The sequence below is a fragment of the Enterobacter cloacae complex sp. 402C9 genome (assembly GCF_050030745.1).
Taxonomy (GTDB): domain Bacteria; phylum Pseudomonadota; class Gammaproteobacteria; order Enterobacterales; family Enterobacteriaceae; genus Enterobacter; species Enterobacter intestinihominis.
This window is the reverse complement of the sequence record NZ_JBLGUW010000001.1, coordinates 2019283-2043893: the sequence shown is the minus strand read 5'-3', so window position 1 is coordinate 2043893 and position 24611 is coordinate 2019283. Positions and strand designations below refer to the sequence as shown.

Annotated in this window: 25 protein-coding genes and 2 pseudogenes; 21 read left to right on the top strand and 6 right to left on the bottom strand. The window is 52.1% G+C overall.

Features of this window, described 5'->3' with window-relative positions:
* Positions 1–28 precede the first annotated feature (28 nt).
* The 6 genes and pseudogenes from ACQG1K_RS09820 (at position 29) to ACQG1K_RS09795 (ending at position 5312) form a co-directional block, all read left to right on the top strand.
* On the top strand, positions 29–427 hold the full coding sequence (locus ACQG1K_RS09820; RefSeq protein WP_277360153.1) for a hypothetical protein: 399 nt from the start codon (positions 29–31) through the stop codon (positions 425–427).
* 737 nt (positions 428–1164) lie between these two features.
* Positions 1165–1938, top strand: a pseudogene (locus ACQG1K_RS09815) (IS3-like element ISSen4 family transposase); the annotation flags it as partial.
* A gap of 261 nt (positions 1939–2199) precedes the next feature.
* Positions 2200–2631, top strand: a complete 432-nt coding sequence (locus ACQG1K_RS09810; protein WP_208284195.1) for a hypothetical protein — start codon at positions 2200–2202, stop codon at positions 2629–2631.
* A gap of 379 nt (positions 2632–3010) precedes the next feature.
* Positions 3011–3625 carry a recombinase family protein gene (locus ACQG1K_RS09805; RefSeq protein WP_214623983.1) on the top strand — a complete coding sequence of 205 codons (615 nt, stop codon included), beginning with the start codon at positions 3011–3013 and terminating at the stop codon, positions 3623–3625.
* 76 nt (positions 3626–3701) lie between these two features.
* Positions 3702–4148 (top strand): hypothetical protein, encoded by a 447-nt coding sequence (locus ACQG1K_RS09800; RefSeq protein ID WP_049025767.1) that lies wholly within the window; start codon positions 3702–3704, stop codon positions 4146–4148.
* Between the two features lie 195 nt (positions 4149–4343).
* Positions 4344–5312, top strand: a complete 969-nt coding sequence (locus ACQG1K_RS09795; protein ID WP_426720870.1) for an IS5-like element IS903B family transposase — start codon at positions 4344–4346, stop codon at positions 5310–5312.
* 426 nt (positions 5313–5738) lie between these two features.
* Here the strand turns inward: ACQG1K_RS09795 and ACQG1K_RS09790 are convergent, their stop codons facing one another.
* The gene (locus tag ACQG1K_RS09790) at positions 5739–6461 is read right to left on the bottom strand and encodes a YagK/YfjJ domain-containing protein (RefSeq protein ID WP_214623804.1); all 723 of its coding nucleotides are present in this window, start codon (positions 6459–6461) and stop codon (positions 5739–5741) included.
* A 418-nt stretch (positions 6462–6879) separates the two neighbouring features.
* On the opposite strand from ACQG1K_RS09790, the pseudogene ACQG1K_RS09785 reads away from it, so the two are divergent.
* The 3 genes and pseudogenes from ACQG1K_RS09785 to add all read left to right on the top strand — a co-directional run.
* A pseudogene (locus ACQG1K_RS09785) lies at positions 6880–7347 on the top strand (glucose PTS transporter subunit EIIB); the annotation flags it as partial.
* 49 nt (positions 7348–7396) lie between these two features.
* Positions 7397–8569: a MalY/PatB family protein gene (locus ACQG1K_RS09780; RefSeq protein WP_367075212.1), complete on the top strand. Its 1173-nt coding sequence runs from the start codon at positions 7397–7399 to the stop codon at positions 8567–8569.
* Positions 8570–8665: 96 nt separating this feature from the next.
* On the top strand, positions 8666–9664 hold the full coding sequence (gene add, locus ACQG1K_RS09775) for an adenosine deaminase (RefSeq protein WP_108367667.1): 999 nt from the start codon (positions 8666–8668) through the stop codon (positions 9662–9664).
* Between the two features lie 56 nt (positions 9665–9720).
* Here the strand turns inward: add and ACQG1K_RS09770 are convergent, their stop codons facing one another.
* Positions 9721–10761: an oxidoreductase gene (locus ACQG1K_RS09770; RefSeq protein ID WP_023306015.1), complete on the bottom strand. Its 1041-nt coding sequence runs from the start codon at positions 10759–10761 to the stop codon at positions 9721–9723.
* Positions 10762–11000: 239 nt separating this feature from the next.
* Between ACQG1K_RS09770 and blr the strand changes: the two genes are divergently transcribed.
* The 12 genes from blr to gstA all read left to right on the top strand — a co-directional run bounded on the left by blr (position 11001) and on the right by gstA (position 21180).
* The gene (gene blr / locus ACQG1K_RS09765; RefSeq protein ID WP_193543376.1) at positions 11001–11126 is read left to right on the top strand and encodes a division septum protein Blr; all 126 of its coding nucleotides are present in this window, start codon (positions 11001–11003) and stop codon (positions 11124–11126) included.
* Between the two features lie 229 nt (positions 11127–11355).
* Complete coding sequence (ydgT, locus tag ACQG1K_RS09760) at positions 11356–11571, top strand: transcription modulator YdgT (RefSeq protein ID WP_000217941.1); 216 nt, start codon at positions 11356–11358, stop codon at positions 11569–11571.
* An 85-nt stretch (positions 11572–11656) separates the two neighbouring features.
* Positions 11657–12097 (top strand): DUF2569 domain-containing protein, encoded by a 441-nt coding sequence (locus ACQG1K_RS09755; RefSeq protein WP_015570663.1) that lies wholly within the window; start codon positions 11657–11659, stop codon positions 12095–12097.
* A 76-nt stretch (positions 12098–12173) separates the two neighbouring features.
* Positions 12174–12755 carry an electron transport complex subunit RsxA gene (rsxA, locus tag ACQG1K_RS09750; RefSeq protein WP_367075215.1) on the top strand — a complete coding sequence of 194 codons (582 nt, stop codon included), beginning with the start codon at positions 12174–12176 and terminating at the stop codon, positions 12753–12755.
* Entirely contained in the window at positions 12755–13333 is a 579-nt protein-coding gene (rsxB, locus tag ACQG1K_RS09745) for an electron transport complex subunit RsxB (protein WP_015570664.1), read from the top strand. The genes rsxA and rsxB overlap by 1 nt, the downstream gene beginning before the upstream one ends.
* Positions 13326–15347, top strand: a complete 2022-nt coding sequence (rsxC, locus tag ACQG1K_RS09740) for an electron transport complex subunit RsxC (RefSeq protein WP_367075217.1) — start codon at positions 13326–13328, stop codon at positions 15345–15347. Before rsxB ends, rsxC begins: the two co-directional genes overlap by 8 nt.
* Positions 15348–16400, top strand: coding sequence for an electron transport complex subunit RsxD (gene rsxD / locus ACQG1K_RS09735; RefSeq protein ID WP_022647918.1), 1053 nt, complete (start codon positions 15348–15350; stop codon positions 16398–16400).
* Between the two features lie 10 nt (positions 16401–16410).
* Entirely contained in the window at positions 16411–17031 is a 621-nt protein-coding gene (gene rsxG / locus ACQG1K_RS09730; protein WP_367075219.1) for an electron transport complex subunit RsxG, read from the top strand.
* Positions 17032–17033: 2 nt separating this feature from the next.
* Positions 17034–17720, top strand: coding sequence for an electron transport complex subunit E (locus ACQG1K_RS09725; RefSeq protein WP_003857592.1), 687 nt, complete (start codon positions 17034–17036; stop codon positions 17718–17720).
* Positions 17717–18352: an endonuclease III gene (gene nth / locus ACQG1K_RS09720; RefSeq protein WP_063146033.1), complete on the top strand. Its 636-nt coding sequence runs from the start codon at positions 17717–17719 to the stop codon at positions 18350–18352. The genes ACQG1K_RS09725 and nth overlap by 4 nt, the downstream gene beginning before the upstream one ends.
* A gap of 608 nt (positions 18353–18960) precedes the next feature.
* Entirely contained in the window at positions 18961–20469 is a 1509-nt protein-coding gene (gene dtpA, locus ACQG1K_RS09715) for a dipeptide/tripeptide permease DtpA (protein ID WP_023299961.1), read from the top strand.
* A 105-nt stretch (positions 20470–20574) separates the two neighbouring features.
* Positions 20575–21180: a glutathione transferase GstA gene (gene gstA / locus ACQG1K_RS09710; protein WP_023299960.1), complete on the top strand. Its 606-nt coding sequence runs from the start codon at positions 20575–20577 to the stop codon at positions 21178–21180.
* Between the two features lie 60 nt (positions 21181–21240).
* Here gstA and pdxY read toward each other — a convergent pair whose 3' ends face one another.
* The 4 genes from pdxY to mliC form a co-directional block, all read right to left on the bottom strand.
* Complete coding sequence (pdxY, locus tag ACQG1K_RS09705) at positions 21241–22101, bottom strand: pyridoxal kinase PdxY (RefSeq protein WP_426720872.1); 861 nt, start codon at positions 22099–22101, stop codon at positions 21241–21243.
* A 66-nt stretch (positions 22102–22167) separates the two neighbouring features.
* Positions 22168–23442 carry a tyrosine--tRNA ligase gene (gene tyrS, locus ACQG1K_RS09700; protein WP_038415949.1) on the bottom strand — a complete coding sequence of 425 codons (1275 nt, stop codon included), beginning with the start codon at positions 23440–23442 and terminating at the stop codon, positions 22168–22170.
* 125 nt (positions 23443–23567) lie between these two features.
* Entirely contained in the window at positions 23568–24224 is a 657-nt protein-coding gene (pdxH, locus tag ACQG1K_RS09695; protein WP_003857601.1) for a pyridoxamine 5'-phosphate oxidase, read from the bottom strand.
* A 57-nt stretch (positions 24225–24281) separates the two neighbouring features.
* A complete protein-coding gene (gene mliC, locus ACQG1K_RS09690) occupies positions 24282–24611 on the bottom strand; it encodes a C-type lysozyme inhibitor (RefSeq protein ID WP_100248986.1) in 330 nt (109 codons plus the stop codon).

Genomic DNA, 24611 nt, shown 5'->3' with positions numbered 1-24611 from the left:
GCGTATACCTTTAGCGGATGATGATAACATGCAAAACAATGAAACCAGTTTAGTTTACAGAAATGAGTGGAAAGCTTCCACATCTGACCTTATGTTTAAGGGGAAACTTACAGTCGGACGATTTCACTTGACAGATTACTTCATCGTTCAATATATGAAGCTGTTACATGGGATCGAAATACCCGATTCGTGGGTTAGTGATTCATTCATTGACATAGCTGACATTGATACCAGAAAAGTTATGTATATGGAATGCTGTGATATGTTATCAAAAGATATAATGAATGAAATTCGTAACACAGTTAAGTCCCCACCTGACGAAGTGAAAATATATCGAAATGGAGAGCGTATTGTTAAGATAGAATTTAGGGAGAAACAAAATCACCAAAGGAATTTTTTGTTGAAGAAACGGATTGCCTACGGTTGAGGATTCGAAAAAAATCGTTCTGACTGATAAGCTGGAGTGCTCTGCTCCCCACGTTATTGGAAAGCGCCCAAATATTTTAGAAGTAGTTGGGGTTATGTTGAAGATATGAAAAGGCTGGAAAAAACCAGCCTTTGTAGATCATCTCACTTTCTTGAAGATGAGCAGGATCAGGGGGACGCAGAGAGCGAAACCAATGATCGAGGCTAACGCCGAATAAGATTGATTTTGCGATAGCTCCATAACAAACGACGTTAGCTGAGAGGGTGTAAAATCCCATCCTTGGATTACTGTTTCTGAAAAGTTAACGGCGAAGACCAAATCGAAGTAAAGCACTATAACGTAATAGGAAACACAGATAAGTACGACACTCAGCCATCTGATCCAGAACATCTTATTCATCATCTTACCTTTTTGAAGATAAGTAGGATAAGAGGCACGCAGATTGCAAAGCCAAAAAGGGCGACAGTAAAAACGCCATCAGTGGCTTGCATGATGGAGTCTATAGAAGCTTGGTACTCTTTTAATGGGATTGGGCCTGAAAACCGCATACTTTCACTCTCGCTGAATGCGGAAAAAGAGAAGGTAGATAGCAACAGTGCGATAAAGTAGCATAGCGATACAATGCCAATCCCGCCCCATCGGAAAACGGTTTTAGTTCTATTCCTCATTGCCATAAGATCCCCCCAATACGCCACCTACAGTGCCGCCGGAATACGGAGACAATGAATCGCCAGTGGCTGCACCTTCTGACCTGCCGCTATGAGGCTCACCGTCCGGCTGCTGATGCGCATTTATCAGGGCGCATCACTGAGCTGGCACTGGAGCGCAGGCGTTTTGGCTACCGTCGTATTTGGCAGTTGCTGCGCCGTGAAGGGCTTCATGTTAATCATAAGCGCGTGTACCGGCTTTATCACCTCAGTGGCCTGGGCGTAAAACGCAGAAGACGTCGTAAAGGGCTGGCAACAGAACGTCTGCCGCTGCTCCGTCCGGCGGCGCCCAATCTGACCTGGTCGATGGATTTCGTCATGGACGCACTTTCCACCGGTCGCAGGATCAAGTGTCTTACCTGCGTCGATGATTTCACAAAGGAATGCCTGACGGTCACTGTTGCCTTTGGGATTTCAGGCGTTCAGGTCACGCGTATTCTGGACAGCATTGCACTGTTTCGAGGCTATCCGGCGACGATAAGAACTGACCAGGGGCCGGAGTTCACTTGCCGTGCACTGGATCAATGGGCCTTTGAGCATGGTGTTGAGTTGCGCTTAATCCAGCCGGGCAAGCCAACGCAGAACGGATTTATTGAGAGCTTTAACGGACGATTTCGCGATGAATGTTTGAATGAGCACTGGTTCAGCGATATCGTTCATGCCAGGAAAATTATTAATGACTGGCGGCAGGATTATAACGAATGCCGCCCGCACTCCACGCTGAATTATCAGACACCGTCTGAATTTGCAGCGGGCTGGAGAAAGGGTCATTCAGAGAATGAAGATTCCGACGTTACTAACTGAGTGTTGTATCTAATCGTGGGGGCAGGTCAGCTCTGCGCTGAATGGGTTCTTGAATGTTGTGATCACAGATGGGGTAAGTTCGTTGGTGTATTGCTTCATAAGTCCCTCTACTTGTTATGAAAATAATTGCAGCGGTCATTTTACAAGCAATATCCACACGCGCAACACCAATTTGACTTAAGATAAACTTCGTTTCATAACAGAAGCTTATCCGGTAAAATTGACTGAGTACTCTTTGAAAACTTTCAGGTAGGACACATTATGGCAGGTGTATTGGCGAGCACGGCGGCGGCGGTCGGTATTCTCGATAAAGCAGTGAGTATCACCCAAAAACTTGCGAATAACAGCGATGAACTTGACAAGGCAACGCTTAAACTTGAATTGGCTAATCTGATGGTTGAACTTGCCAACGCCAAGATTGAAGCAATCACCACGCAAACTTTGCTCTTTGAGGCTGAACAAAGAAATAAGAATCTTGAAGCACAATTGGTTGATAAATCAACGTTCGTGTTTAAGTCACCGTTGTACTGGAAAGAAGGAGATGAAATTCCCTTTTGTCCAAAATGTTATGAAGGTGATAGTAAAAAACACCATTTGCGTTCTGTAACCCACAAGGCAAGGCCTGAATTTGGCATTCGAGCAAGCAGTAGTTGGTACTGTATGCACTGCAAGAGTTCCTACTCCCGAGAATGACAAAAGAAATAAGCCATTGATTAAATCAACTTTTATTTGGACCGATTTTTTGGTATAGGGGGGAGTTACTTTGTACAGTTCCCATAAACTTTCCCCCCTTTATCCCTTTCCACCTTTAGAGCTACATCACGATGATACTGTGATTGAAAGATAAATCAGAATCATCAGGATGTTCGCTAAGGATCCTACAGCAGTTGTAACAAGCGGTGGTTCCTGCATTTTCAAATCCCATTTTGTCCCTTGTATCATGTTTCATTGGGGTATACCTGATAAAGACCATGATACAAAGTCTCAATAGGGTTAAATTTGACTCTATTGACAACAAAAACACGCACTGTATCATATGGGTGTCAATTTAATATTCAAAAGAGAATGCATAATGAATGTCCGTATCTATTGCCGTGCATCTACCGAAGGCCAACATGCTGATCGTGCATTAGTTAGCCTGCGCGAATTTGCGCAAAGCAAAAACTGGCAAGTAGCCGGAGAATACATTGAGAATGCAAGTGGTGCGAAGCTGGAACGTATGGAACTGATGCGCCTACTTGCGGAAGCACAGCCTGGCGATTTGCTTCTAATTGAAGCGATTGACCGTCTCAGTCGTCTTCAATATGAAGAATGGGCTGAACTCAAAGCTACGCTGAACAGTAAAGGACTGGTTATTGTTTCGATGGATTTGCCAACAAGCTGGCAGATGGTTGAAATGTCCGGTAACGACCTTACTAGCGGAATTCTTCGGGCAGTCAATGCTATGCTGATCGATATCCTTGCGACAATGGCACGACAAGATTATGAAACCCGCCGTAAACGCCAGGCACAGGGGATCGAGAGAGCAAAACTGGCAGGTTTGTATACGGGGAAAGAAAAAGATATGGAAGCCCGTGAAACTGTTCGCGAAATGCTGGCGCAGAATGTTAAACCAGCCCACATCATGAAAGCGGCAGGTATCAGCCGCGCCACCTTTTACCGAATCAAGAAAGAGATTTTGTGTTAAAAACGGACTTGATAACAGTATTTGCTGCCCATATGTCCTGACTTTGAAACGCTCATATTATAATTAAGGATATCCCATGGTAGGTAACTCATTCTTCAAAGGTGTTGATGAAAAAATAGGCAGACAAAAACAAGAGCAGATTGAAGAAAAAGAAACGTTAGCCCAGGAACGAGAACGCTTATCGGAAATTATTGAATCTCTCGTACCAGAAGTTGAAACGTACAAAAATGGTTTACTTGAAAGAGGAATCCACGCTGAAATTTCTACATCTGCACGGCATATAAGCTTCAATATGAAGTATAAAGACGGCGGGAAGCATGAACTTTTATTATCAGAAACTGAGCGATTTGATGGCCGCTATTCGATAACGACATTTTCTACAAACGATAATGGTCGTACTTTTAGTTCTACAAACGGTGCATCTTATAGTTCAACTACTTGGTCGAATGATGATTTCTTTAAAGCTTTAGAACGGCATATCAATGATTTCTTGTTCTATGCGAATCGTCATGGTGGTCTTTAAACAACGACCGTTGTATAACAAGCCTCGCTGAAGTGCGAGGCTTTATTTTATCCATACCGATGCTCGATTTCGATAACACCAACACATTCATCAAACCAGCAACAGTCAAATACTTTCATATATTCAGTCTAAACTGTTGTAAAATTTATCAATAGTCTGACTTGACTTTGTTGAATAAATCGAACTTTTGCTGAGTTGAAGGATCAGATCACGCATCTTCCCGACAACGCAGACCGTTCCGTGGCAAAGCAAAAGTTCAAAATCACCAACTGGCCCACCTACAATAAAGCCCTCATCAACCGTGGCTCCATAACTTTCTGGCTGGATGATGAAGCTATTCAGGCCTGGTATGAGTCGGCAACGCCTTCTTCACGAGGCAGACCTCAGCGCTATTCTGACCTTGCCATCACGACTGTGCTGGTCATTAAACGCGTATTCAGGCTGACCCTGCGCGCTGCGCAGGGCTTTATTGATTCCATTTTTTCTCTGATGAACGTTCCGCTACGCTGCCCGGATTACAGCTGTGTCAGCAGGCGGGCAAAGTCGGTTAACGTCAGTTTCAAAACGTTCACCCGGGGTGAAATCGCGCATCTGGTGATTGATTCCACCGGGCTGAAGGTCTTTGGTGAAGGCGAGTGGAAAGTCAAAAAGCATGGCCAGGAACGCCGTCGTATATGGCGAAAGTTGCATCTGGCAGTTGACAGCAACACACATGAAATCATCTGTGCAGACCTGTCGCTGAACAATGTGACGGACTCAGAAGCCTTCCCGGGTCTTATCCGGCAGACTCACAGAAAAATCAGGGCAGCATCGGCAGACGGCGCTTACGATACCCGGCTCTGTCACGATGAACTGCGGCGTAAGAAAATCAGCGCACTTATCCCTCCCCGAAAAGGTGCGGGTTACTGGCCCGGTGAATATGCAGACCGTAACCGTGCAGTGGCTAATCAGCGAATGACCGGGAGTAATGCGCGGTGGAAATGGACAACAGATTACAACCGTCGCTCGATAGCGGAAACGGCAATGTACAGAATGAAGCAGTTGTTGGGAGATTCACTGACGCTGCGTGACTACGATGGTCAGGTTGCGGAGGCTATGGCCCTGGTACGAGCGCTGAACAAAATGACGAAAGCAGGTATGCCTGAAAGCGTGCGTATTGCCTGAAAACACAACCCGCTACGGGGGAGACTTACCCGAAATCTGATTTATTCAACAAAGCCTCCTGAATTACGAGCGAAGCGAGTTCCGTCAAGCGAAGCGAAGACGGATAGTTAATGCCGGTTAAAAAATATACGGAAATGTACTGTTTTCTCTATATATAAAATATAAATATTATAAACAGTACATCGTACACAGACACTCACTTCGTTCGTGTCCCTCGCTTCGCGAGGAATTTTGAAGTGATGTATGAATCTATCAGCATAGCAACTATAGTTGAACTATCATGCATCTGACCGAAGCATAAAGTTAACCAGTTACAAATCATGCCTTAAAACGCTCTGAGCGAGGCTGTAAGCGACTTTTATGATATGGGTAATGCGATTGCATACCTTGGGAAGAAAAACGCGCTACGGGCTTCCTGTGCGATATTTACGAATTCAGTACTTTGCTACTCAATTTTGATGTTGAGTACATGCGCGTTCCCTTCCCAGTTTGCGCTTTACCACGTTCTTTTGCCAGGTAAGAAAGCCAGAATACCGGACCTTCGAGTGATGAAGGATCGTCACGATGAATGACGTAGTGATCGGGATAGTCTTTAGTGGCTTTAGACAAGTTTACCAGCGTTGCTTTACCACCTGTCAGTTTCATCCAGATTTCCGTAATAATACCAGCAATCCCTCTTTCTGGCGTTCCAAACCATCTTACCGAACGATGTGGAAGTGCAATCCAGCAATGGTAATGGGGTTGTGAAGCCTTTTCCTGTTCGCAAACCCAACCGTAAGCAAAATCGATAATAGGTTCCGATAAACCGTTGTTTCCAGACTCCAGGCGGTCACGTAATCGTTTGAACAGGTTGCGTATGTATTTGTTACCTGCTTCAACAGAAGTGAACTCAGGGAGGTGGAGATCAAAACGGGTCAGGAACACTCGACTGTAGAGCTTCAGGATTGCTTTCAGTTCGTTGATTGTTGATATAAGTATGTCATGACGAACACCAGAGCCGATTCTTGTGTTAATACGGTATTCATGACCATCATGAACAAAGGAGTTGCCATTAATTGTTTTGTAACGTCCGTGTTCATGGTAGACGGTACGAAAACTTGTTGCCGATAAAATCGACGATTCGAACAGGGTTTGTGATTGTTGCATCATTGTTAAATTAACCTTTTTGTACTCAGAAAGAGATCACACCTCCTACATAGTTACTACCTAAAACCACGGTAAAACGATGGCATTTGCGATAGCGCAAAGCCGCCTTGCATCTGACGTTGGGGATGTTTTCGAGGAGAGAAATACTACGGAACAAAGTTTACGGAAATATTTATAATAACTCATTATCATATCAGAAGGAGTGAAAGGGGGCAACGGAAATCATGCCTTGATAAAAGAGGGATGATGATTGTGTGGGGTGTTGGTAACAACGGAGAAATTCAAAGGGATTTACAATCTTGTCTTTGGCTTCCTTCCGGCATACACAGTTGAGTGGGAGCTGTAATTTTCAACATTGCAGTAACCTGATTGTTCACAGTGTACATCGGCAAATATCAATTATACCTATTACACTTCAGTGAACACCGACGGTAACGTGATTGACTTCGTGGTATTCGGTATCCTGCATGGCCTGTCCACCAAGTGGTACCTGGTGCCGGTTGTGGCCGCCATCTGGTTCGCGGTTTACTACGGGATCTTCCGCTTCGCCATCACCCGCTTTAACCTGAAAACGCCTGGCCGCGATACCGATACGGCCACCAGCGTTGAACAGGCAGTGGCCGGTACCGTTGGGAAATCCGGATATAACACGCCGGCTATTCTGGCGGCGCTGGGCGGTGCGGATAACATTACCTCTCTGGATAACTGCATCACCCGCCTGCGTTTGTCGGTGGCGGACATGTCCAAAGTGGATACCAACGCACTTAAAGCTAACCGGGCTATCGGCGTGGTACAGTTAAATCAACACAATTTGCAGGTCGTCATTGGCCCGCAGGTACAGTCAGTGAAGGATGAGCTGGCAACCCTGATGCGAACCGTCGAAGCCTGATGCCTCGCCCCCCTCGTCATGAGGGGGTTTTACTTTACGGAGCACCGTCATGTTTGATTTTTCTACCGTCGTGGATCGACACGGCACCTGGTGTACCCAGTGGGATTATGTCGCTGACCGTTTTGGGGCTGCCGACCTGCTGCCCTTCACCATCTCTGATATGGATTTCGCCACCGCTCCCTGTATTACCGATGCGCTGCACCAGCGCATCAACCACGGCGTGTTTGGCTACAGCCGCTGGAAAAATGACGAATTTCTGGCTGCCGTGGCGCACTGGTTCCGGCAACGCTTTAACAGTCAGATTGATACCGAAACCGTAGTGTATGGGCCGTCGGTCATTTATATGGTCTCGGAGCTGATCCGCATATGGTCCGCGCCTGGCGACGGCGTGGTGGTTCATACTCCGGCTTACGATGCCTTTTATAAAGCCATTGAAGGCAACCGGCGTACCGTTGTTTCCGTGCCGATGCAGAAAACGGCGCGTGGCTGGGACGGCAATATGGCCGCGCTGGAAGCGGCGCTGGCAAAACCGGAAAACACGGTTCTGCTGCTGTGTAGCCCGCAAAATCCAACCGGCAAAGTCTGGACGCGGGAAGAGCTGGCCACTATTGCAACGCTTTGCAGCCGTCATGATGTGGCGGTAATCAGCGACGAAATTCATATGGACATGGTATGGGGCACGCATCGCCATACCCCGTGGAATGAGGTTGCACGCGGTAAATGGGCGCTGCTGACCTCGGGTTCCAAAAGCTTCAATATTCCGGCACTGACGGGCGCCTGGGGGCTTATCGCCGATGACGACAGCCGTAACGCCTATCTGAATGCCTTAAAAGGGCGGGACGGACTCTCTTCCCCTTCCGTGCTGGCGCTGACCGCGCACATTGCTGCTTACCGGCAGGGCGAACCCTGGCTGGACGCGCTGCGGACCTATCTCGAAGAAAACCTGCGCTACATTGCTGACGAACTGAATGCTGCGTTTCCGACACTCAAGTGGCAACCGCCAGAGGCCACCTATCTGGCCTGGATTGATCTCAGCCCACTCGGTATTGATGACAAAACGCTGCAAAACGTGCTGATTGAACAGCAAAAAGTGGCCATCATGCCGGGTTATACTTATGGGGATGAAGGTAAAGGCTATGTTCGACTGAACGCTGGCTGTCCTCGCAGTAAGCTCGAACAGGGCGTTCAGCGCCTTATTGCGGGTATCAACACTCTGCTGTAAATAATTTGCGCAACGGAATATTCCCTTGCGCAAATAGCTTTTTCCCCCGTTTTGTTTTTATAATATGGCGCACTTTAACCAGCAAAGAGTGCGACCATGATTGATACACGCCTGCCTTTAACTGATATTCACCGCCACCTCGACGGGAACATTCGTGCCCAAACTATTCTCGATCTTGGTCGCCAGTTCAATTTAACGCTCCCTGCCGAAACGCTTGAAACCCTGATCCCCCATGTCCAGGTGACGTCGAACGAGCCGGATCTGGTAAGTTTTCTGAGCAAGCTTGACTGGGGCGTGAAGATGCTGGCCTCGCTCGATGCCTGTCGCCGTGTCGCCTTTGAAAACATCGAAGATGCCGCTCGCAACGGCCTGCACTATGTCGAACTGCGTTTCTCTCCGGGCTATATGGCGATGACCCACAGTCTCCCCGTAGCGGGCGTGGTTGAAGCGGTCATTGAGGGCGTGCGTGAAGGTTGCAAAACCTTTGACGTTCAGGCGCGTTTGATCGGCATTATGAGCCGTACCTTCGGTGAAGCGGCCTGTCTTCAGGAGCTGGAAGCGTTACTGGCGCATCGCGACCAGATCACCGCCATCGACCTGGCCGGTGATGAGTTGGGCTTCCCGGGCAGCCTGTTCCTGTCTCATTTCAACCGCGCACGTGATGCAGGATGGCGTATTACCGTTCATGCTGGCGAAGCCGCGGGGCCGGAAAGCATCTGGCAGGCCATTCGTGAACTGGGTGCGGAACGTATTGGTCACGGTGTGAAAGCCATTGAAGATCGCGCGCTGATGGATTTCCTCGCCGAACAACGTATTGGAATCGAATCCTGCCTGACCTCCAATATTCAGACCAGTACAGTGGCGTCGCTGGCGCAACACCCACTGAAAACCTTCCTTGAACACGGGGTGCTGGCTTCACTGAACACGGACGATCCGGCGGTTCAGGGCGTGGATATTATTCACGAATACAACATCGCCGCGCCGCAGGCCGGGCTGAGCCGCGAGCAGATCCGTCAGGCGCAAATCAACGGGCTGGAGATCGCCTTCCTGACGCCTGAAGAGAAACAGGCGCTGCGCGATAAAGTTGCTCAGTAGTCCTCTTTACTGCCGGGTGGCGCTGCGCTTACCCGGCCTACGAAAGCGTTTGGCACTTATGCCAGACAGAGCGTTGCGCGATGTTTGGCGGATTCGATCCCCAGCTCGATGAGCTCCATAATCTGGATTGCCTGGCTCGCCGGAACCGGATTTTCACCTGAACCGTTCAGCGCGTCACGAATTGCGGCGTAATACGCCGGATAGTTCCCAGGCTGGGTCAACACCGTCTCTTCAACCAGTACCTCACCCTCCGCACGCGTCACCACCCCGTCCCGCATGTCGTAGCCCCAGTCCTCCTGCGGTAAGCGTTCGCCATTTTTGAGGCGCTCTTCCTGCGGATCCAGGCCGAACTTCACATAGCTGCCGCGCGCCCCGTGAAGGATATAGCGGGCCGATTCCGCCGCCGCAAGCATTGTCCCGTGCAGCACAATGCGCCGCTGCGGATAACTCAAAACGGCGTGGAAATAGTCGGTGGTCTGCGCCCCCGGCCTGAGCTGCGCTAAATCGACCGTCATGCTTACAGGCAGACCAAACAGATGAACGGCCTGATCGAGAAGATGCGGCGCTAAGTCATACCAGATGCCGCTGCCCGGTCCCGCCTGCTCGCGCCAGCGATCTCGCACCTGCGGACGATAACGATCGAAGTGAGACTCAAAAAAAGCAATTTCGCCCAACGTGCCTTCGTTTATCAGCGCTTTGATCGTCAGGAAATCACTATCCCAGCGCCGGTTGTGAAAGACCGACAATAACCGACCCAGGCTTCGCGCCAGCGCATCCAGCTCGCGCGCCTGTGACAACGTCACGGTAAAAGGCTTATCGACAACGACATGTTTGCCAGCCTCCAGCGCCGCTTTCGCCAGGGGGAAATGGGTGTCGTTAGGGGTGGGAATGACAATAAGGTCAATATTAGGATCGTTAAACAGATGCTTAGGCTCCGTTACCACCGGCACGGCTGGCCAGTCGGCATGGACTTTGGTTTCATCGCTGCTTGTGATAGCCGCCAGTTCCATTCCCGGCGTGCCGGCAACCAGCGGCGCATGAAAGGTTTTGCTTGCGTACCCGTAGCCAATAAGACCGACGCGGATGTTTTCACTCATCGTATGCCCCCTCGCTGTGCGCTTATTTATCACTGGCCTTGTGCTTAACGCACAGATTAATAATGTGCCCTGTGAGTTAAAATAGCATCTCGCGACAGCTTTTTTTGTTACCTCGCATTAAAGTGTGTATATGGGGCCCGGGAATCGTTCCCAAAGCGCTTGCTCTGTCGAAAAGGCCGCTGTAACATTTGCAATCTGTATTTATGGATAAATTACAAACACAAAATATGTCATCAATAATTAATCGAATCATTGAATTAGCGGGATGGATTGTCCTTGGCGTTTCAGTCGTGTTGCTCGGCATTGCCAGCCATATCGATAACTACCAGCCGCCGGAGCCTGTTACTGTTGCTCAACCAAAGTAAGCCGCATCGTCATAAAGCGTGACACATTACGTCATGGAACGTATTGCCAGCCGTAATGAACGGGGTTACCCTTCTCTTCCAGGCATCTGCTGATGCCTGAATCTTCGCAAAGAAAACTCCTAATTTCGTCGCGTTACCCGAGTGGACAGTTTACGTCTTTATTAATCCGTTTATTATTCGAACGCATTACCTTTATGGGTATTACCCTTTTATATGGAAACTTATTAATATGACAGTTCAGGACTATTTATTAAAATTTCGCAAGATCAATTCCCTCGAAAGCCTGGAAAAACTGTTTGACCATCTGAACTACACGCTGTCGGATAATCAGGACATCATCAATATGTACCGCGCGGCTGACCATCGTCGCGCCGAACTCGTCTCTGGCGGTCGTCTGTTCAACGTGGGGGAAGTACCTAAATCTGTCTGGCGTTACGTTGTATAAGAAAGTAGCCTTCGGCGTGAAATGTTATATACTCTCCGCCCTGCAAATTTCTGTATAACATTTCGCGCAGACTATGGGAGAGCGTATGACCGCATTGCCTGGAGAGAGAATTGGGGGCTGGTTAATCGCCCCGCTGGCATGGCTGCTGGTGGCTTTATTAAGCGCTTCGCTGGCGCTGTTGCTTTACACTACTGCACTGGTTACTCCTCATGCTATCCAGACACTGATGTCTCAGAGCGCGCTCAATATTGCGACGTGGTTTGTGTCGTTCGTTTTCGCAATCGCGATGTGGTACTACACGCTTTGGCTGACCATCGCCTTCTTCAAACGCCGCAAAAGCGTGCCGAAACATTACATTATCTGGCTGCTGGTCTCCGTGCTGCTTGCCGTCAAAGCGTTCGCTTTTTCGCCAGTTTCTGATGCACTGGCGGTTCGCCAGCTACTCTTTCCGTTGCTTGCAACGGCGCTTCTGGTGCCCTATTTCAAGCGGTCGACGCGCGTTAAGAAGACCTTCGTTAACCCGTAATAACCTTACAGTTAACCTGTTGTGGCCTGTTGTCGTTTATCCGATAATAGGCGGCTCTTTTATTTCAGGCTAAATAATGACCGATTACTTACTGCTCTTTGTCGGAACTGTGCTGGTTAATAACTTCGTGCTGGTGAAGTTCCTTGGCCTGTGCCCGTTTATGGGGGTCTCCAAAAAGCTGGAGACGGCAATGGGCATGGGGCTGGCCACCACCTTCGTGATGACGATGGCCTCCATTTGCGCATGGCTGATTGATACCTGGATCCTGATCCCGCTGGACATGCTCTACCTGCGCACCTTGTCCTTTATTCTGGTCATTGCGGTGGTGGTGCAATTTACCGAAATGGTAGTGCGTAAAACCAGCCCTGCCCTGTATCGCCTGTTGGGTATTTTTCTGCCCCTCATCACCACCAACTGTGCTGTGCTGGGCGTGGCGCTGCTCAACATCAACCTTGGGCATAATTTCATGCAGTCGGCGCTGTACGGTTTTTCCGCGGCGGTCGGTTTCTCTTTTGTTATGGTCCTGTTCGCGTCGATTCGCGAGCGTCTGGCAGCGGCGGATATTCCCGCGCCGTTTCGCGGAAACGCCATCGCTCTGGTGACCGCAGGTTTAATATCTCTGGCCTTTATGGGCTTTAGTGGTCTGGTGAAGTTGTAATGAGTGCTATCTGGATTGCCATCGCGTCCATCAGCGTACTGGGACTCGTCTTTGGCATCATTCTGGGTTATGCCTCCCGCCGGTTTGCGGTGGAGGACGATCCGGTGGTTGAAAAAATTGATGAGCTTTTGCCGCAGAGCCAGTGTGGGCAGTGCGGCTACCCTGGCTGCCGTCCTTACGCTGAGGCGGTGGGCGTGCAGGGAGAAAAGATCAACCGCTGCGCGCCGGGTGGCGAAGCGGTCATGCTTAAAATAGCTGCCCTGCTGAACGTCGATCCGCAGCCTGTCGACGGCGATGAACAGGCGCAGGAGCCCGTTCGTGCCCTTGCTGTTATCGACGAAGCCAACTGCATCGGCTGCACCAAATGTATTCAGGCGTGCCCTGTCGACGCCATTGTAGGCGCAACCCGCGCCATGCACACCGTTGTGGCGGACCTGTGCACCGGCTGTAACCTCTGCGTGGCCCCCTGCCCGACGCAGTGTATAGAACTCCGCCCGGTTGAAACGACGACCGAAAGCTGGAAATGGGATCTTCAGACCATTCCGGTTCGCAACATTCCTGTGGAACAACATGCTTAAGTTATTTTCTGCTTTCAGAAAAGAGAAGATCTGGGACTTCGACGGCGGTATCCATCCCCCGGAAATGAAAACCCAGTCAAACGGTACGCCGCTGCGTCAAATTCCGCTGGCGACCCGCTACGTGATGCCATTGAAACAGCACATCGGCGCGGAAGGCGAGCTGTGCGTGAAAGAAGGCGATACCGTCCTTCGCGGCCAGCCGCTGACCTTTGGTCGTGGACGTATGTTGCCGATACATGCCCCGACTTCGGGCAAGGTGGTGGCTGTTGCCCCCCATACCGTTGCCCATCCCTCGGCGTTGTCTGAGCTGAGCGTCATCATTGAAGCCGACGGGGAAGATCTCTGGATCGATCGTGACGGCTGGAGCGACTACCGTTCCCGCAGCCGTGAAGCGCTGATTGAACGCATTCATCAGTTTGGCGTAGCAGGTCTTGGAGGCGCTGGCTTCCCGACCGGCGCCAAACTTCACGGCGGCGGCGATAAAATCGAAACGCTGATTATTAACGCCGCCGAGTGCGAACCGTACATCACCGCCGATGATCGTCTGATGCAGGACTGTGCCGCGCAGGTGGTGGAAGGTATTCGCATTCTTGCGCATATCCTGCAACCCCGCGAAGTGCTGATCGGTATTGAGGACAATAAACCGCAGGCCATTTCGATGCTGCGCGCGGTGCTGGCGGACAGCCATGATATCGCCCTGCGCGTGATCCCGACCAAATACCCGTCCGGCGGGGCGAAGCAGCTGACGCAGATCCTGACCGGAAAACAGGTCCCCCACGGGGGCCGTTCGTCCGATATCGGCGTGCTGATGCAAAACGTGGGTACTGCCTACGCGGTGAAACGTGCGGTGATTGACGGAGAGCCATTGACCGAACGCGTCGTCACGCTGACCGGCGAGTCCGTCTCCCGTCCCGGCAACGTCTGGGCGCGTCTGGGTACGCCGGTGCATCATCTGCTGGAACAGGCTGACTTCTGCCCGGGGAGCGAGCAGATGGTCATTATGGGCGGCCCGCTGATGGGCTTTACCCTGCCGTGGCTGGATGTGCCAGTGGTGAAGATTACCAACTGCCTGCTCGCCCCTTCCCCAACGGAGATGGGCGAAACGCAGGAAGAGAAAGGTTGTATACGCTGTAGCGCCTGCGCGGATGCGTGTCCGGCAGACTTGCTGCCGCAGCAGTTGTACTGGTACAGCAAAGGCCAGCTGCACGATAAAGCCCAGGCGCATAACCTGGCTGACTGTATTGAATGCGGTGCCTGTGCCTGGGTCTGCCCAAGCAATATTCCGCTGGTGCAGTACTTTCGTCAGGAGAAAGCCGAAATCTACGCTATCTCCATGGAAGAAAAACGTGCCGCTGAAGCGAAGGCCCGCTTTGAAGCGCGCCAGGCGCGACTGGAGCGCGAGAAACAAGCCCGTCAGGAACGCCATAAGCAGGCTGCCGTGCAGCCTGCGGCGAAAGATCAGGATGCGATTAACGCTGCCCTCGCCCGTGTGCGGGAGAAGAACGCGACTGCCGCTCAGCCGGTAGCGATCGTGGCTGGCCAAAAGCCGGACAATAGCGAAGCGATTGCCGCCCGCGAAGCGCGTAAAGCCGAAGCGCGCGCACGTCAGGCGGAGAAGGCGCAAAACGCCAAACCGGAAGCCGACACAGACCCGCGTAAAGCGGCGGTGGAAGCGGCTATCGCCAGGGCAAAAGCCCGTAAAGCCGGTCAGCAGACAGTGGTGGTTGAACAGGAAGCGACCGATCCGCGCAAGGCGGCCGTTGAAGCCGCTATCGCCCGCGCCAAAGCACGTAAAGCGGCACAGCTTCAGCCTGCCGAAGAGAGTGAAGCGCCTGTCGACCCACGTAAAGCCGCCGTTGAAGCGGCCATCGCCCGAGCCAAAGCACGAAAAGCCGCACAGCAGGACGAACGGCCTGCGGCCGCCAACGACGATCCACGCAAAGCCGCAGTCGCCGCCGCGATTGCGCGTGTTCAGGCAAAGAAAGCCGCGCAGCAAGCCGTTAACGAGGATTAAATGGTTTTCAGAATTGCAAGTTCACCTTACACCCATAACCAGCGCCAGACATCGCGTATTATGATGCTGGTGTGCCTGGCCGCGTTGCCAGGTATTGCCGTACAGTGTTGGTTTTTCGGCTGGGGTACGCTTTTCCAGTTAGTTCTGGGTTGCGCCAGTGCCGTCGCAGCGGAAGCAGCGATCCTGAAGCTGCGCAAAATGGAGGTGACTCGCATCCTGAGCGATAACTCCGCCCTGTTGACCGGCCTGTTGCTGGCCATCAGCATTCCCCCGTTCGCCCCGTGGTGGATGGTAGTATTGGGAACGGTATTTGCGGTGATCATCGCCAAGCAGCTGTACGGTGGGCTGGGCCATAACCCGTTTAACCCGGCAATGATTGGTTACGTGGTGCTACTGATCTCCTTCCCGGTACAGATGACCAGCTGGCTGCCGCCGCATGAGATCGCCGCCACGGTGCCCGGCTTTATGGATGCCCTGAACGTTATCTTTACTGGCCACACCGCGATGGGCGCGGATATGAACGCGCTTCGCATGGGCGTGGATGGCATCAGCCAGGCCACCCCGCTAGATACCTTCAAAACCTCCCTGCGTGCCGGCCACAGCGTCGAGCAGGTGATGAAATCGTCTATTTACAGCGGCGTACTGGCGGGTGCGGGCTGGCAGTGGGTCAATCTGGCCTACCTGTTGGGCGGTGCCTTCCTGCTGCAACAAAAAGCGATCCGCTGGCATATTCCGGTGAGCTTCCTGGTGACGCTGGCCGTCTGTTCAACGCTCGGCTGGGTCATCTCACCTGAGTCACTGGCCAGCCCACAGCTCCATCTGCTCTCCGGCGCGACCATGCTCGGGGCATTCTTTATTCTGACCGATCCGGTCACCGCCTCTACCACCAACCGAGGTCGTCTGATTTTCGGCGCGCTGGCGGGCTTGCTGGTCTGGCTTATTCGCAGCTTTGGTGGCTATCCGGACGGCGTGGCATTTGCCGTACTGCTGGCTAACATCACCGTTCCGCTCATCGACTACTACACGCGTCCACGCGTGTACGGTCATCGCTAAGGGTTACGCCATGCTAAAGACTATGCAAAAACACGGCGTCACGCTGGCGATCTTCGCCGCCGCCCTCACCGGGCTGACCGCGCTGGTAAATGAACTGACGAAAAGCACCATTGAAGAGCAGGCAATGAAGCAGCAAAAGGCGTTGTTCGATCAGGTGATCCCATCAGACTTCTATGATAATGACCTGCAAAAAAGCTGCTTTGTCGTGCAGGCCCCGCAGCTCGGTAAAGGAACACACCGCGTTTATATTGCCCGTAAGGGCGAGAACCCGGTGGGTGCCATCATGGAAGCCACCGCGCCGGACGGTTACTCTGGCGCAATTCAGCTGCTGGTAGGCAGCGATTTTTCCGGCACCGTGCTGGGTACGCGCGTGACGGAACATCACGAAACGCCGGGCCTTGGCGACAAAATTGAAACACGCCTGAGCGACTGGATTTTACACTTTGCCGGTAAGATGATTCATGGCGAGGACGATCCTGCTTTCGCGGTGAAAAAAGATGGCGGTGAGTTTGACCAGTTCACGGGCGCCACGATTACGCCCCGCGCGGTCGTCAACGCCGTCAAACGCGCCGGTCTGTATGCCGAAACGCTGCCCGCGCAGATCAAACATCTTTCCGCCTGTGAGGAGTGACCATGAGCCAGGTTAAAGAGGTTATCGTCCAGGGACTCTGGAAGAACAACTCGGCATTGGTACAGCTGTTGGGATTGTGCCCGCTGCTGGCGGTGACGTCTACCGCCACCAACGCGCTCGGGCTGGGGCTGGCGACCACGCTGGTGCTGACCCTGACCAACTTCTCCATTTCTGTTTTGCGCCGCTGGACGCCATCGGAAATCCGTATTCCGATTTATGTCATGATCATTGCATCGGTGGTCAGCGTCGTGCAAATGCTGATTAACGCCTACGCATTTGGCCTGTACCAGTCGCTCGGGATCTTCATTCCGCTTATCGTGACTAACTGTATTGTCGTGGGACGCGCTGAAGCCTTCGCGGTGAAAAACAACCCGGCAATTTCCGCGCTGGATGGGTTTTCCATCGGCATGGGCGCGACTGCCGCCATGTTCGTCCTCGGCTCTCTGCGTGAAATTCTGGGCAACGGTACGCTCTTCGACGGTGCGGACGCGCTGCTTGGCGGCTGGGCGAAATCGCTGCGTATCGAGGTGTTCCATACGGACACCCCATTCCTGCTGGCCATGCTACCGCCAGGCGCATTCATTGGCCTTGGAATGATGCTGGCGTTAAAATACCTGATTGATGAAAAACGTAAACGCCGCGCCGCTGAACGCAGCGTACAGGAAGGGATCCCCGAGAAAGCAGTATGAATAAAGAGAAACGCATTGCGATCCTGACGCGCCTGCGCGATGAGAATCCTCATCCAACGACAGAGCTGAATTTTAACTCGCCGTTTGAACTGTTGATCGCGGTGCTGCTCTCTGCGCAGGCCACTGACGTGAGCGTCAACAAAGCCACGGCCCTGCTCTACCCTGTAGCCAACACGCCGCAGGCCATGCTGGAGATGGGGGTTGAAGGGGTAAAATCCTATATCAAGACCATCGGCCTGTTTAACAGTAAGGCCGAAAACGTCATTAAGACCTGCCGGATCCTGCTTGAGCAGCACGGCGGTGAAGTCCCGGAAGATCGCGCAGCGCTGGAAGCGTTGCCAGGCGTCGGGCGTAAAACGGCAAATGTCGTGCTCAACACGGCGTTTGGCTGGCCGACGATCGCCGTGGACACTCACATCTTCCGCGTTTCTAATCGCACCCGGTTCGCGCCGGGTAAAAACGTGGAAGAGGTGGAAGAAAAGCTATTAAAAGTGGTCCCTGCGGAATTTAAGGTGGATTGCCATCACTGGCTAATCCTTCACGGGCGCTATACCTGTATTGCACGTAAGCCACGCTGCGGCTCCTGCATTATCGAAGATCTCTGTGAATACAAAGAAAAAGTCTATCCCTGAAGGTACATACACTTGTTACTGTTCAAGCCCTTAGATTAAACAAGGGCTCTGATATCTTCTCCCTTGGCCGTAATTTTCCCTCTCATTGTCAATAAAGTGTTGTCGATTCTGCGGATATTTAACACTCAAACAGGTTAATAGTTTTTTCATCACCAAAAATTTCTATACATCTGTGATCGCGATCACTCTGATAACTTGATGTTGGATTTTTGTTGTTAAAAGCCTCTCCACGCCTTTGCCAGACAAGATCTCATCCTTTACTCACCGCATATAAGACCAGTCATTTTTCAGAATATGGGCTATATCACTGCCTTTCACCCAAAATAGCAGAACATATCGCCATACAGCCATTCATCAGGGTCATTTACAGTGAAAAAAACCACCAATTCTCAACGGATGAAATTTAACGCTGCATAACATTTGCGTGAACCGATGATTATACCACCACAGTTATATGTAACAGATTATTACAAACGTATTGCCAGATGGGGCTGGATAGTGAACATTACCCGCCGTTTCCCCTCCCAATATAACTATAAAGCGGATGGACTACGGTCATCACGCTATGAACACCCCCGTTAATATGGGATGTAAAAAAAGAGGTATATGTGTCTACTGCAAACAATAAACCAACAGATGAGAGCGTAAGTCTTAACGCTTTCAAACAGCCTAAAGCGTTCTATCTCATTTTCTCTATCGAATTATGGGAGCGTTTTGGCTACTACGGCCTGCAAGGGATTATGGCCGTTTACCTGGTTAAGCAACTGGGTATGTCCGAAGCCGATTCCATCACGCTGTTCTCGTCCTTCAGCGCTCTGGTCTATGGCCTGGTCGCCATCGGCGGCTGGTTAGGCGATAAAGTTCTCGGTACGAAACGTGTCATTATGCTGGGCGCCGTGGTTCTGGCGATTGGCTATGGCCTGGTTGCATGGTCCGGGCACGATGCGGGCGTGGTATACATGGGCATGGCTACCATCGCGGTAGGTAACGGCCTCTTTAAGGCTAACCCGTCCTCCCTGCTTTCTACCTGCTACAACAAAGATGATCCGCGTCTGGACGGTGCATTTACCATGTACTACATGTCCATCAACATCGGTTCATTCTTCTCTATGCTGGCAACCCCATGGCTGGCCGCGAAATTCGGCTGGAGCGTAGCGTTTGCGCTGAGCTTCGTGGGTATGCTGATCACCGTTGTGAACTTCCTGTTCTGTCGCAGCTGGGTTAAAGATTATGGTTCTAAACCAGACTTCGAACCCGTGCATATGGGCAAACTGCTGGCAACCATCGTCGGCATTGTGATCCTGGCCGCTGTCGCGACCTGGCTGCTGCACAACCAGGGTATTGCACGTGCCGTGCTGGCCGTGGTTGCGCTGGGTATCGTGATTATCTTCGCTAAAGAAGCCTTCGCGATGCAGGGTGCGGCACGTCGTAAGATGATTGTGGCGTTCATCCTGATGCTGGAAGCGATTATCTTCTTCGTCCTGTACAGCCAGATGCCGACGTCTCTGAACTTCTTCGCAATCCGCAACGTTGAGCACTCCATCCTGGGTATCGCGTTCGAGCCGGAGCAGTACCAGGCACTGAACCCGTTCTGGATCATGATTGGTAGCCCGATTCTGGCCGCTATCTATAACAAGATGGGCGACCGTCTGCCGATGCCGCACAAGTTCGCTATCGGTATGGTGCTGTGCTCTGGCGCATTCCTGGTGCTGCCGCTGGGGACGAAATTCGCGACCGACGCGGGTATCGTGTCTGTTAACTGGCTGATCCTAAGCTATGCGCTGCAATCCATCGGTGAACTGATGATCTCCGGTCTGGGCCTGGCGATGGTTGCACAGCTGGTCCCTCAGCGTCTGATGGGCTTCATCATGGGTAGCTGGTTCCTGACGACCGCTGGCGCAGCCATCATTGCAGGTAAGATTGCGAACCTGATGGCGGTACCGGACAACGTTACCGACCCGCTGGTCTCCCTGAACGTCTACGGTACCGTGTTCATGCAAATTGGTATCGCGACAGCCGTAATTGCCGTGCTGATGCTGCTCACCGCACCAAAACTCAATCGTATGACGCAGGACGACGACAAATCCGCTAAAGCGACCAACACCGCGAACGCGTAATGTCATCGGGAAACGACTGAACAGAAGCCGCTAATTGATTAGCGGCTTTTTTTTTATCTGAACGCGCACTAACATAGCGGGAACCTCAGCAAAAAGGAGTTACCGATGAAACTGTTCTATAAACCGGGCGCCTGCTCTCTTGCTTCGCATATCACCCTTCGCGAGAGCGGTAAGGATTTCACGCTGGACGGCGTTGACCTGATGAAAAAGCGCCTGGAAAACGGGGATGACTTTTTTGCGATTAACCCAAAAGGGCAGGTTCCGGCCCTGCTGCTGGATGATGGTACGCTGCTGACCGAAGGCGTGGCGATAATGCAGTACCTGGCCGACAACGTGCCTGATCGTCAGCTGCTGGCACCAACAGGCAGTATCTCTCGCTATAAAACCCTTGAGTGGCTTAACTACATCGCGACCGAGCTGCACAAAGGCTTTACGCCGCTGTTCCGCCCGGATACTCCGGAAGAGTACAAACCGACCGTACGTGCGTTACTTGAGAAAAAGATGCAGTACATTAATGAATCACTGAAAGACGATCAGTGGATCTGCGGTGCGCGTTTCACCATTGCTGATGCGTATCTGTTTACCGTTCTGCGCTGGGCGCGCGCGGTGAAGCTGAACCTGGAAGGATTAGATCATATTGCGTCGTATATGGAACGCGTAGCGGCACGCCCTGCGGTTGCAGCGGCGCTGAAGGCAGAAGGGTTGAATTAATCCGAGCGCGCTGTATTGCCGGGTGGCGCTGCGCTTACCCGGCCTACACTATCCCTGCTCTTACAATTGGGTTGCGCTGAAATAATGCTCGGGCTTCGCGATGCGATCCTGCGCCGCAACCACCTGTAGCTCATATTCCTGCATCGTCTTCGTCGCAATCATGATTTCATAAACGGCTGCGGTTACGTGCTCCAGCGCATCGCGCAGGCTCGCGCCCTGCAATAGCTTCACCAGCAGCAAACCGCTGGTCACATCCCCGACCCCGACAGGCTGACGCGCACCGAAATCCACCAGCGGTCGACTGATGTGCCAGGCTTCGTCCTTGGTCACCAGCAGCATCTCAAAACGGTCCTGGCTCAACCCTGCGCGTGCCAGGTGCTTAACCAGCACAATCTCTGGCCCCTGGGCGAGGAGCTCGCGAGAGGCGCGTACAGCCTCTACTATGCTGTTGACCGGATGCTCGCACAGGATCTCAAGTTCAATCAGGTTGGGCGCAATAATATCGCTGGCAGGCAATGCATGACGGACATGAAACTCCGCAACGCCCGGCGCGACGATGCAGCCTTTTTCAGGATGTCCCATCACCGGATCGCAGAAATATTTCGCCGCGGGGTTTGCCGCTTTCACCTGGCGCACAATGCCGAGGATATGTTCCCCCTGCTCCGCCGAACCCAGATAACCGCTCAGTACGGCATCGCAGTGTTTAAGCTGGTCGATATCCGCAATCCCCTGAACGATCTCCGTCAGATGCGAAGGCGGCATCACGCAGCCGGTCCATTTACCGTACTGGGTGTGATTCGAGAACTGAACGGTATTGAGGGGCCAGACGTTGGCCCCGAGGCGGCGCATCGGGAATTCCGCAGCGCTGTTGCCAGCATGTCCAAAAACAACGTGGGACTGAATGGCGAGGATGTTCTTCATGTTGTACTTACCAAACCCTGTCAAAACAAAAGGGGCGTGGTTTCCCACGCCCCTGCGTACTTTTAATTACTTCCAGCAGACCAGGCAGTAATTTTTCTTACCGCGACGCAGCAGCGTGTAGCGACCATAGAGACGGTCGTTCTCGGTAAAGGTGTATTCCGGATCGGCCTGTTTTTCGCCATTAATGGTGATCGCGTTAGAGGCGATGGTTTTACGCGCCTGACCGCGAGACGGCTGGAGCTCGGAGTCCACCAGCGCCTGCATCAGATCGGCGCCTTTTTCCATCTCCACCATCGGCACGCCATCCTGAGCAAGCTGTTCGAAGTCCTCTTCGCTTAAATCGCTCAGGGTCCCGTTGAACAGGCTCGCCGTAATGCGTTTCGCCGCTGCCAGACCTTCTTCACCATGAACCAGTTTAGTCACTTCGTCGGCCAGCACATACTGGGCGCGCGGTGCTTTACCGCTGTTCTTGTCTTCTTCTTCCAGCGCATTGATTTCTTCGATATCCATAAAGGTGAAGAATTTCAGGAAGCGATAAACATCGGCATCCGCCGTGTTGATCCAGAACTGGTAGAATTTGTACGGGCTGGTTTTCTTCGGATCCAGCCATACTGCGCCGCCTTCGGTTTTACCAAACTTGGTACCGTCTGCTTTGGTGATCAGCGGCACGGTCAGACCAAACACCTGATTCTGGTGAAGACGACGGGTCAGATCGATACCGGAGGTGATGTTACCCCACTGGTCAGAACCGCCAATTTGCAGCGACACGCCGTGCAGCTTGTTCAGGCAGGCGAAGTCATACCCCTGCAACAGGTTGTAGGAGAACTCGGTGAAAGAGATACCCTGATCGTCACGGTTAAGACGCTGCTTGACCGCTTCTTTGTTAATCATCTGGTTAACAGAGAAGTGTTTGCCGATGTCACGCAGGAACGTCAGCACGTTCATGCCACCAAACCAGTCGTAGTTGTTCGCCGCAATCGCAGCGTTGTCACCACAGTTGAAATCCAGGAACGGTGCAACCTGTTTACGGATCTTATCCACCCACTCCTGCACGGTGTCTTCGGTATTCAGCTTACGCTCAGCGGCTTTGAAACTTGGGTCGCCAATCAGACCAGTCGCACCGCCAACCAGGGCAACAGGCTTATGACCCGCCATCTGGAAGCGTTTCAGGCATAACAATGGAACAAGATGCCCCAAATGCAAGCTGTCAGCGGTGGGATCGAAGCCGCAATAGAGCGCGATCGGGCCTTGCGCCAGTCGCTCTGCTAACGCTTCCTCGTCCGTCACCTGGGCCACCAGGCCCCGCTCTTGCAATTGTTTAATCAAGTTACTGCTTGCCATCAAATTCTCCATGTATAAACGACTGCACCTTTGCCGGTACACGACTTTTCGCCTGATGCGAAAGGACCATAGAATAAAGCGCCAGCGCGGTGTGCGCTAGCGCTTAAATCAACAAATTTTGGGGATTACGGTGCCAGTCGGTCTATTTTCCAGCCACCGTTGTCGCGCTGGTATAAAAAGCGATCGTGCAGGCGGTGCTCACCGCCCTGCCAGAATTCCATCTGCTCAATGGGGATGCGGAACCCGCCCCAGAAACTCGGCAGCGGCACTTCACCCTGCTGAAACTTCTGTTTGAGTTCGAGGAATTTACTTTCAAGTACGCCGCGGGCCGAGATTCGGCTGGACTGTTTAGAAACCCAGGCGCCAATCTGACTGTCGCGCGGTCGGCTGTGGAAATATTTCACCACTTCGAGCGTAGAGAGGCGCTCTGCCTTGCCGGTAACCATCACCTGGCGCTCAAGCATATGCCACGGGAAGAGCAGGCTAATACGCGGATTATTTTCCAGGTGATGCGCTTTACGACTACCAAGGTTGGTGTAGAACACCAGCCCTTTCTCGTCATAATGCTTAAGAAGAACGATGCGTTGATACGGCTGACCGTTTTCATCAACCGTGGCAACGACCATCGCCGTCGGGTCGGCCAGTTTCGCTTCGCAGGCCTGTTTCAGCCAGCGTTCAAAAAGCACCAGCGGTTCGGCGGGAAGATCCTGGCGGCGCAGACCGCCTTTGGTGTATTCACGGCGCAGATGCGCAATTTGCTGTAGTTCGTCGTTATCTGACATGGCGTTAGCTGAAAGTGAGATTGGGTGGCGCTATTGTGCGCGCCCCCTTCAAAAATCTCAACGCTTCGGATTTTCCAGCTGACAATTGTTCAGCACAATGCGGTCTCGCTTATAGACGGTGGCGCTGTCACCTTTTGACCAGAAGACGTAGATCCCATCCGTGTAACGCGCCCCGGAGGCGGACATCCCCTGCTTCAGCGTCAACAACTTATTGTCATAAACAAAGCTGGCTTCCTGGCGAGTGTTGTTCAGCTTCACCGTCAGCGGTTTTTCATCACAACGATATTCCAGCTTATCGGTTTGCATACGCTCAACGAACTGGTTATAGACGCTGCATCCGGTCATAAGAAAAGGTACAGCAATGAGAAGAAGTTTTTTCATGGGCAG